The sequence below is a fragment of the Pseudomonas sp. 4CAES_32.4 genome (genome assembly GCF_058136335.1).
Map to the genome: position 1 here is coordinate 138,613 of NZ_CM176882.1, position 9,942 is coordinate 148,554.

Sequence of the window (9,942 nt, forward strand, 5' to 3'; positions counted from 1 at the left end):
TGAGTCAGATGAAGTTGATTTCTTTCAGGTAATCGCAGCCGCGACGCAGTAGCGCCGGAGATTTCTGCGGGTAGTGCGCGCCCATTTGCTGCACGCCGGCTTGGGCGTTGGCATGACCGATCAGGGAGATATCGCCGATGTCTTCCTCGAAGCCGTTGAGGTAGAAACCGAGCACGCCGAACAGCGCGTTGTCGGCATCGACGCGCCCGAGTTGCTGCTGCCAGTCGGCGACGCTGACCAGCGAGAACTCGCTGCCGGTTTCGCGGAACGAAGCGACGTAGGCGTCCCAACTCAATGGCTCGGGGTTGTGCAGGTTGAACACCGCCCGGTCGGGCGAATAACGGCTGGCGTGGAAGGCAATGAAACGGGCGAGAAAGTCCACCGGCATCAGGTCGAAGTTCAGTGCGAAAGCCGGAACCTGACCGAGCTGGATCGAGCCTTTGAGCATCAGCATCAAACGGTTTTTGTGCGGCTGACAAACGCCGCTCAGACTGTTGAAACTGATGTTGCCGGGGCGATACAAATTGACCCGCACGCCACGCTCACGAGCCCGTTCCAGAACGCGTTCGCCAACCCATTTCGACAGGTTGTAGCCGTTGCGAATGTAGATCGGCGGAGTCGGCGCGGCGGGCAACTCCAGCACCCGGCCATCGGCATCGACTGTGCTGGAAGCCGACAGTGTCGAGACAAAATTGAAGACCTTTTTGCACTGCCCTTCACACAGGCGCAGCAGGGCGAAAATCGGCTCGACGTTGTCCGCTGCCAGTGACTCGTAATCGAGCACGTGATTGACGTTGGCGGCGTTGTGCACCAGTGCGCCGAACTCGCGATCCAGGCGTTGATAATCGTCGTCGCTCAAGCCCAGCTGCGGACGCGAAATATCTGCCGCGTAAACCCGCACCCGACTCAAATCCAGATGCTCCAGACGGTTCTGCCGCAGTGACTCGGCAAAGCGCTGCGCCGCCGTTTGCCCGCCGCCATCACGCACCAGACACGCGACTTCGCTGGCGCCCCAACCGAGCAATGCCTCGACGATATGCACACCGACAAAACTGTTGGCGCCGGTGACGATGACCTTGTGCACATCACCCATGCGACTGATCGGCAGCGGTTCGATGTCCAGCGAGCGCTCGGCGTCGGCCATGGCTTGAGTGCTGAGCACGGCGCTGTCATCAGTACCGCGCACCAACGTTGCGAGCTTGATGATGGTCGGCAGTTCGATGAAGCGGTTGATCGAAATGCTGCGGCCAAATTCCTCACGCAGCCGCAGGAGCATCCGCGACAGCAGAATCGAATGGCCACCGAGATTGAAGAAGCTTTCGTCGGTGGAAATGTCGCTGCCCGGCAGCTCCAGCAACTCGGCCCAGATTTCCAGCAGCAGCGCCTCATCAGCATTCGCCGGCAGGCACTTCGGGCCGCTGTCCTGCACGGTCACCGGCAATTCCAGCAGGGCCTTGCGGTCGACTTTGCCGTTACTCGCGAAAGGCATGCTCGCCAGTTCGGTCCATGCCACGGGTTGCATGTAGTCCGGCAAAAACTGCCGGGCGTGAGCCTTCAGGGCGTCGCGGGCGGTTGCCGATTGTGGTTGGGCGAGGAACGCCAGAATCCGCCGCTGATTGTCGATCACCACGGCGACCTGACGGTACAACTGGCTCTCGCGCAGGCAGCGTTCGATCTCTTCCGGTTCGACCCGGAAACCGCGAATCTTCACCTGATTGTCGCGCCGTCCGCACAGCTCGATGCCGTGCCCGCCCCACTTGGCCATGTCGCCGCTACGGTAGGCGCGCAGCGCTTGGCCGTCGGGCAATTGCAGCGTCAGATAACGTGCGGCGGTCTGCTGTGGATTGTTCAGATAACCGAGGCAAACCCCCGGGCCGACGATGAACAACTCGCCCACGGTGTTTTCCGGCACCGGTTGCAAATCGTCATCGAGAATCAGCACCTGGCTGTTGGCAATCGGCGCGCCGAGGCTGCGGTTGCTGTCACCCGGTTCGAGCTTACGCGCGGTGATCAGCACCGTGGCTTCGGTCGGGCCGTACAGGTTGTGCAGCGTGCCTTGGCGGGTCAGTTGCTCGATAACGAACGGCTCGCAGACATCGCCGCCGGTCATCACTTGCACACCTTCCAGTTGTTCCAGCGGCAGGATGCTCAGCAGCGCCGGCGGCAGGAACGCGTGGCTGAGTTGCCGACGACGGATCAGTGCGACCAGTTGCAGCGGATCGCGCCGTTGCGTGTCGTCGGGCACCACCAGTTCGGCGCCTGACAGTAAGGTCGGGAAGATGTCGATCAACGATGAATCGAAGCTCAACGAAGAAAACTGCAACACCCGACTCTCGGCGTGCAACTGCACGTACTCGGCGTACCACGCGGTGAAGTGCGCGAGGTTAGCCTGACTGAGCAACACACCTTTGGGATGGCCGGTGGTGCCCGAGGTGTAGAGCGCCATGCACGGCGCCTCAAGTTCGGGACGCTGGCGCATCAACGGCTGGCCGAAATCGGCTTCGACGCTGTCGATGCGACTGACGTCGAGCCCGGCCATCGTTGCGCTGAGCGGATGCTCACCATCGTGCAGCAGCAACAAGGCGCCGGCGTTTTGCAGAATGTATTGCTGGCGCTGCAGCGGATGGCTCGGCTCCAACGGCAAGTACACCGCACCGCTGCCGAGAATCGCCAGAATCGAGGCGAACAGCGCCGGACTTTTCGGCAGGCAGATACCGACCACCCACGGCTGCGGATGCTGCTCAAGGAATGGCAGCAAACGCTGTTGAATCGCCCGGCTGTGGGCGTGCAACTGGCCGTAGCTGATCGACTGCTCAGCGAGGTGCAGCGCCGGTCGTTGCGCGTGTTGAATCAAGCTCTTTTGCAGACGCTCAATGACTGGAACCTTCGCCTGTTCCAGCAGTGCCGCATTCGCGGTGTCGTTGCGGCGATGGACGTAAGCCAGGCTGTCGAGAAACAGCAGGTTTTCCATCCGCTCGAAATGCGGGGCTTTCAGCATTGCGGCCTGCTGAAAGTAATCCGCATCGCGAGAGAAGCGGCTGACCAGCAGCGCCACTTCGTCAACGATATGCGTCAGCACCCGCTGACGCAGTGCCTGACCGTTGCCGGACGGTTCAGCGCCAATCGGCACACGACTGATCAGTGATGAGCCGAGAAAGCACAGCAGATCGAGTGTCGGCAAACCCGCTGCGCTGTGCGCGCCGACGCCCAGACGCAAATGCAGGTGCGGGATGGCGCAGCGATCGCCGGCGCCGAGGAAGCCATCGTCGATGATCAGATCCACCGTCGATGCACCCGCAGCGCTGCGTTGCAATGAGTGACCGTGTTGTTCCAGTTCCTGCGCCAGATCGGTCATGGCCTGGCTGGCGCCAATCAGCAAAATGTCGAGACGTTTCATGTCGGCCTCCTCAAACCAGGTAGTCGCGCAGGGCGTGCTGCACACACGGTGTGTCGAGCAGCGAGCTGTTGTGGAAGAACTTGACGATGTTGCCCACCAGCGGGTGATGGCGATTGATCGGGAATGCCAGCCCGGCCATTTCATCCCTGAGCGAACGGCGTGTGGTCTCGCTGACCGGTAGCGCGTCGATCAGGCGCAGGTCGAAGGCTTTCTGGATGTCGTTGGTGAGGTAGTGGCCGATGAACACCGGCAGGATCTGCGCGATGGTTTCGCGATCCGCCACGTTTGCGGTGTGCCAATAGATGCGCACCATCCGCGCCCAGAAACTCGAATGACGACCTTCGTCGAGCAAGTGATCTGCCATCAGGCCCTTGATTGATGGCTTGACCGTGTCGTCGCGGGCAAACGCCGCGACATCGCCGGTCACGGTGTTTTCGGCGATGGCCACGCAGATCAGTTCGACGGCGCTGCGCAGGTGTTCCGGGGCCAGCGCCACGGCAGCGGGAATCGCTCGGCTCAGCTCGATTTCGTCCGGCAACTGAATGGGTTGGATGCCGGTCATCGCCACCGTTTGTTGCATGAAATCCATCGCCACCAAGGCGTGGTAATCCTCATCGACGACCACGGTCATCGCGTCGTAACGACAGGCAAACGGGAAGGCCACGGCGAAGCGATTCTTGGCGATGCTGCGCGCGGTCTTGTCGACGATCTCGGTTTCGAAAATCACCACATCGTTGATGAACTTGTAGAGCGTCTGCACCAAGGCGAAATCCCGTTGTTGCGGGCATTCGCGCAGAAAGGTTTCGCTGAGCACCAGCGGTTGGCGACTGAGCGGATAAATCAGCCGCTCATCGTCTTCCAACACCCGACGCGGACGGGTGCGGATGGTGGCGCGGGTCTCCCAGACGTCGGCAAAGGATTGATAGTCGGCGGCGTTCATTGGGCGACCTCCGCCAACGATTCGCGCATGCTCAGGCGCAGGCCGTCCCACAAGGCGATGCGGCTTTCGACGGCGGCGATGGCGCTGGCGTAGACCTCGGCTTCACGCTGCGGGTCGCCGTCGACCAGACGGTCAAGCAATTGCTCCGCCGCCGGGCCGTGGTCCTCGGAGTCGACTTCGATGTGCCGTTCCAGGTAATAGCGAAAGGTCGGTGCCTGCTCGATGCCGATGCCCCAGTCATCGAGAATGCGCTGGAACATGGTCGGGATCACGCTCTCGCGGCCATGCAGAAACGCCGCCGCGACGCTGTGTCCCGGGGCATGCAGGGCAATGCGCAAGGTGTCGCGAACAAACTGCGCCGCCGCCGGTTCGATCTCGACGCTTTGCAGGGCCACGTCATAGCTCACGCCTTCCTGTTGCAGGTTTACAAAGCGTTCCACGGCTGTGGTGCTCGCGCCGATTTCGCGCATCGCATCGAGGTACAACTCGAAATGGCTGTAGTGGCCGTCGGTCAGGCGATCATCCGACTCCTCACCGAGCACGATTTCATTGATCAGCCGTGCGGCGTGTGGGTCACGCGGTGGCAGCCAAGGCAATCGTGTGCAGGTCAGTTCCTGTTGCAGGCGTTTGGTCAGCGACATGAAATCCCACACGGCGAATACATGGGTTTCCATAAAACGCTGCAAGACCGATAAAGAACTGATTTCGGAAAAGATCGGATGAACACTCAGTTCAGCTTTTTTCAGGGCGAGTTGGTTCTTATTGGGCATCATGATGTCCTTTATCATTGATATGAAATGGAACGGCTCTTTCAACTACGCAATCAATGTATTAGCGACTTAATAGTCTTCAAGCAGCGAACAATAGGCTTCTTTGCAGATAAGTAAGCGTCAGATTGCGTTTCGGCGTTTACGGTTTGGCCCCACTACCATCCGCCGCTGTTGCGGGGGGTTGGGCTGGGTGCATCCGGGTTGAAGTGCAAAGTTCAAACTCGGCGAGGAAAAACTAATACAGGGCAACAGTAATTAACAAGTGTAATTTTGATTATTTTAAGTTGTGTGTTTTTCAAGTATGAGTGTGGCTGATAAAACTTTTTATATAAGTTTTATTTGGGCGTAGTTGCTCCTTTCGGCGAATAGCGGCCAAAATCGATAAATAAGAGTGAATGCCTCACTCGAAGCAACTTTCTAATAGAAGGAATTGATTGGTTTAAATGGGCGGAAGTTGGCCGTGACCGGCGCCGTTGACTTCCTTTTTTCCCGTGACAAGGCTCCTTCCGTAGGTTCCTGGTGCGGGGACTGTGCCGGCGGTGCGGCGCGTCGCCCGTTCTTTATTGGGTTGGCGGATCAAGAGTGCGGGTAAATTGCCATCTCGGCTATTACCGATTCGTCATCACGTCTGCAAATATCGGGCTGACGCGCGTGGGGGAGGGTAGAGCGCAAACGTCGACTTGCCAGCCCGTGGGTGGCAGATCGAAAGGAAGGATTTGTAAGCGGGTGAGTCGCCGGGCAGCCTTGCAGGGCTGCCCGATTCGGCTATTCAGCGTGCGGCTTTACGGCTTTGCGCCAACGGGCTGGCAAGATAACGGGTGATGACCTCGACGCCACGGTTGAGGTGCTTGACCAGCAGCGCTACCGAGCCTTCGACATCCCGGGCGATGGCCGCTTGCAGCATGGCGCGGTGATCGTCCTGAGACAGATTGCCCAGGCCCATGGCCTCAAGATTGAAGCGCAGGAAGCGCTCTTCCTCGTTAAGCCCGTCTTCGACCAGTCGCAACAGCCGCTGGTTAGGTGCCTTGCCGTACAGGGCCATGTGGAACAAGCGGTTGAGACGACCGATTTCGGTGAAGTCGTGCTGATTGGCGAGTTGTTCGATACATACCGCGGCTTGGGCATGATCAGCAGCGGTCAGCAACGGAATCGACTGACGCAGCGCTTCGGATTCGAGGAGGATGCGCAATTCATAGGTTTCGGTGGCATCACCCTGAATCAGTGGTGCGACCACCGCGCCTTTGTGCGCGGTAACGCTCAGCAGGTCCTGCGCTTCAAGTTGACGCAAGGCCTCTCGCACAGGCATGCGGCTGACACCAAACAGGTCGGCCAGATCCTGCTGGCGCAACGCGGTGCCGCATGGCAGGCGACCATCGAGGATCGCTGCGCGCAGGGTTTCTTCGATGATCGAGCGGGCGAGGTGCGCGGGAATCGGCCCATCGACTTTAATGCTATGCAGCGGCTTGGGCTTCTGAGTCACGACTACGCACCCTGTATGTCGGTCTTATTTGGATCCAAATGACACTAGTGATTGCTCTACAGGTTGTCAAACCGTGTAGAACAAACTGGTTACATTTGCAGCTTAGCGTGCCAGTGATGATCTCACCGTGCCATTGTTTTTTACCGGGCTAAGCTTCACCATCAAACGCTTTCTCTCCTGCCCCCTGGAAACCTGCTGTGGCGGTACGTTTCGCGATCCCTCGGACACTGCGCTGGCTAGGCTGCGCACTGTTGCTGGCCGGCATGCTGCTGGGCGGCCTGCATGCCGATTGGGATTTTTCCGCGATCAGCCGCAAAGCCTCGGCACTCTACGGACCCTTGGGCGCCGGCCAGCAACGGATCGATGCCTGGCAGAATCTGTTAGCCACGCAAAAACAAGTCAGCGAGATGGAAAAACTCAAAGTGGTGAACCTGTTCTTCAATAAACAGGTGCGCTATGTCGAAGACATCGATCTGTGGCACGAGGTCGATTATTGGGAAACCCCCATCGAGGCGCTCTGGAAAGGCGCCGGCGACTGCGAAGATTATGCAATCGCCAAGTATTTCAGCCTGCGCCACCTCGGGGTTTCCAGTGACAAGCTGCGCATCACCTACGTAAAAGCCTTGCGGCAGAACCGCGCGCACATGGTCCTGACTTACTATGCGACCCCTGATGCCATGCCGCTGGTGCTCGACAGCCTGATCGATCCGATCCAGCCTGCGTCCCAGCGAACCGATTTGCTGCCGGTCTACTCTTTCAATGCCGAAGGTCTGTATCTGCCGGGGGCCAAAGGCAATAAAAAGGTCGGTGACACCAAACGCCTGTCGCGCTGGCAGGATGTGTTGAAGAAAATGCAGGCCGAAGGTTTCCCGGTCGAGACGATTAACTAGGAGCATGCGCTCAGATGTCTTTGTTCAAACAGCTGTTGATCGCGATCTGTCTGTTCCTTGTGGTGGCCTTCACTGGCAGCTTCATGGTCAGCCTGGAGAGCTCGCGCACCCAGTACGTCAACCAGTTGCGCTCTCATGCGCAGGACGCGGCGACGGCACTGGCCTTGTCGCTGACGCCGAATATCGACGATCCGGCGATGGTTGAATTGCTGGTCAGCTCGATTTTCGACAGCGGTTATTACGCGAGCATCCGTGTGGTCGATCTGAAGACCGATCAGACCATCGTCGAGCGCAACGGCATTCCGGCCGTCAGCAATGTGCCGGACTGGTTCGTCAAACTGATTGGCCTGGAACCGGCCGGTGGCGATGCGCTCGTCAGCCGTGGCTGGGAGCAGGCAGCGCGGGTCGAGGTGGTCAGCCACCCGATGTTTGCCGTGGCCAAGCTCTGGCAGAGCGCGTTGGGTAGCCTCGGCTGGTTGCTGATCTGCGGTGCGATCAGTGCAGTGCTCGGCGCGTTGCTGCTGCGCCGGCAATTGAAGCCGCTGGATTACATGGTCAAGCAATCCCACGCCATCGCCCGGCGCGAATTCCTCAGCCTGCCGGATTTGCCGCGTACGCCTGAGTTGCGCCGCGTGGTGCAGGCGATGAATCAAATGGTCGAGAAGCTCAAGGCGCTGTTTCAGGAGCAGGCTGAGCGCAGTGAAAAGCTGCGTGCCGAGTCGTATCAGGACAACCTCACCGGTTTGGCCAACCGTCGCTATTTCGAAATGCAGTTGAACAACCGCGTGAGCAACCCGGAGCAGGCGAGTTCCGGTTATCTGCTGTTGTTGCGGGTCAAGGATCTGGCCGGGCTCAATCAGCGTCTGGGGGGCCAGCGCACCGATGAACTGTTGAAAGCGGTCGGAGAGCAACTGTCGCGTGAATGCGCCAAATACCCGGAAACCCAGAACCTCGTCACGCGGATTCGCGGTGGTGAATTTGCCGTGCTGGCGCCGGGTCTGGTGCGCGAAGAAGCGTTGCAACTGGCGCAGAACCTCGACAACGCGTTGAGCAGTCTGCACGCCACGGGCGCGACCGATGTGGCAGCGGTAGCGTCGATCGGCTTGGCGCCGTTTGCTCACGGCGATTCACCGCAATCGGTGCTCAGCCTCGGTGATCAAGCGCTGGCGCAAGCCGAAGGGCAGGGTGAGCAGAACTGGGCCTGCATCGATCAGAGCCTCACCGCGGACGTTGGCGACGATCATCACGCCTGGCATCGCCTGCTGGATCAGGCGTTGAGTCAGCAGCGTTTCGAGCTGTATTTCCAACCGGTGGTGGCCGCCGCAGACACGCAACTGGTGCTGCATTACAAAGTCCTCTCGCGTCTGCTCGACGAACAGGGCCAGACCATTCCGGCCGGGCGCTTTTTGCCGTGGCTGGAGCGCTTCGGCTGGACCGCGCGGCTTGATCGCTTGATGCTCGAACGCGTGCTGGAGCAGATGAAAGAGCACGAAGATTCACTGGCGCTGAATCTGTCTTCGGCGACCCTCGCCGATCCGCAGGCGCTGAACAAAGTCTTCGAGATTTTGCGTGCGCATTCCAACCTCGGCGCGCGGCTGACCCTGGAAATCGGTGAGGAGCAATTGCCCGAGCAAGCGGTGCTGGAACAGTTGACCCGACGCCTGCGCGAACTCGGTTTCTCCCTGAGCCTGCAGCGGTTTGGTGGACGCTTCAGCATGATCGGCAACCTGGCGCGGCTGGGCCTGGCGTACCTGAAGATCGATGGCAGCTACATCCGCGCGATCGATCAGGAGAGTGACAAACGGCTGTTTATCGAAGCGATCCAGCGGGCGGCGCACAGCATTGATCTGCCGCTGATTGCCGAACGGGTCGAGACCGAAGGGGAGTTGTCGGTGATTCGTGAGATGGGCTTGTATGGGGTGCAGGGGCAGTTGTTGGGTGAACCGAAGCCTTGGCAGTAATCTTCAGATTTTAAAGGCGAAAAGATCGCAGCCTTCGGCAGCTCCTACATGGAATGCATTCACCTGTAGGAGCTGCCGAAGGCTGCGATCTTTGCTTTTAGATCAACCCGCTTTCGTCTTCATCGATCAACTGGCTCAACCCGCCCAACGCCTCACGCGCCTGGGTCCGGTCCATCAGTTTGGCCTGGGCCGCCGGTGGCAGGTCAGTGACGCGGATCACGCCTTTCTGGGTCAGCACCTGAATCAGGTCGTCGAGAACCCGAATCATTTCAAAGTCGCTCTGCTTGAGCTGTTTGAGGCTGTTTTCCACGGCTTCGTTGGCGTACCACGCCTGGATTTCGTGGTGATCGGCCGGCAGCGTTTCCGTGGCCTCGGCGTAGGCCGCAGCTTCCACGCGAATCAACTGGCCTTGCGCATCGCGTTGCACGTAAAACATTGAGCATCCCTCAGAAATGAACCAGCGTCATGCTGTCAGCAGCATAGCCAACTGCGCGCGAGTATGCG

The 9,942-nt window shown here is 59.4% G+C and carries 7 protein-coding genes; 2 read left to right on the forward strand and 5 right to left on the reverse strand.

From position 1 onward, the window contains the following. Window positions 1–4: 4 nt before the first annotated feature. The 4 genes from AC3Y64_RS00680 to AC3Y64_RS00695 all read right to left on the reverse strand — a co-directional run bounded on the left by AC3Y64_RS00680 (window position 5) and on the right by AC3Y64_RS00695 (window position 6,587). The gene (locus tag AC3Y64_RS00680; RefSeq protein WP_489986073.1) at window positions 5–3,397 is read right to left on the reverse strand and encodes a non-ribosomal peptide synthetase; all 3,393 of its coding nucleotides are present in this window, start codon (window positions 3,395–3,397) and stop codon (window positions 5–7) included. A 10-nt stretch (window positions 3,398–3,407) separates the two neighbouring features. Continuing rightward, complete coding sequence (locus AC3Y64_RS00685) at window positions 3,408–4,337, reverse strand: diiron oxygenase (RefSeq protein ID WP_489986074.1); 930 nt, start codon at window positions 4,335–4,337, stop codon at window positions 3,408–3,410. Further along, window positions 4,334–5,107 (reverse strand): DUF3050 domain-containing protein, encoded by a 774-nt coding sequence (locus AC3Y64_RS00690; protein ID WP_489986075.1) that lies wholly within the window; start codon window positions 5,105–5,107, stop codon window positions 4,334–4,336. Before AC3Y64_RS00690 ends, AC3Y64_RS00685 begins: the two co-directional genes overlap by 4 nt. 769 nt (window positions 5,108–5,876) lie before the next feature. After that, a complete protein-coding gene (locus AC3Y64_RS00695; protein ID WP_489986076.1) occupies window positions 5,877–6,587 on the reverse strand; it encodes a GntR family transcriptional regulator in 711 nt (236 codons plus the stop codon). Between the two features lie 197 nt (window positions 6,588–6,784). On the opposite strand from AC3Y64_RS00695, the gene lapG reads away from it, so the two are divergent. Together lapG and lapD are read left to right on the forward strand one after the other, a co-directional pair. Further along, entirely contained in the window at window positions 6,785–7,477 is a 693-nt protein-coding gene (gene lapG, locus AC3Y64_RS00700) for a cysteine protease LapG (protein ID WP_489986077.1), read from the forward strand. A 14-nt stretch (window positions 7,478–7,491) separates the two neighbouring features. Next, window positions 7,492–9,438, forward strand: a complete 1,947-nt coding sequence (gene lapD / locus AC3Y64_RS00705; protein WP_489986078.1) for a cyclic di-GMP receptor LapD — start codon at window positions 7,492–7,494, stop codon at window positions 9,436–9,438. 97 nt (window positions 9,439–9,535) lie between these two features. On the opposite strand, the gene AC3Y64_RS00710 is transcribed toward lapD, so the two are convergent. After that, a complete protein-coding gene (locus tag AC3Y64_RS00710; protein ID WP_129387275.1) occupies window positions 9,536–9,874 on the reverse strand; it encodes a tryptophan synthase subunit beta in 339 nt (112 codons plus the stop codon). Window positions 9,875–9,942 lie beyond the last annotated feature (68 nt).

Coding starts and splice junctions, on each gene's coding strand:
- AC3Y64_RS00680 (WP_489986073.1), bottom strand. CDS start 3,397: ATGAAACGTCTCGACATTTTGCTGATTGGCGCCAGCCAGGCCATGACC.
- AC3Y64_RS00685 (WP_489986074.1), bottom strand. CDS start 4,337: ATGAACGCCGCCGACTATCAATCCTTTGCCGACGTCTGGGAGACCCGC.
- AC3Y64_RS00690 (WP_489986075.1), bottom strand. CDS start 5,107: ATGCCCAATAAGAACCAACTCGCCCTGAAAAAAGCTGAACTGAGTGTT.
- lapD (WP_489986078.1), top strand. CDS start 7,492: ATGTCTTTGTTCAAACAGCTGTTGATCGCGATCTGTCTGTTCCTTGTG.
- AC3Y64_RS00710 (WP_129387275.1), bottom strand. CDS start 9,874: ATGTTTTACGTGCAACGCGATGCGCAAGGCCAGTTGATTCGCGTGGAA.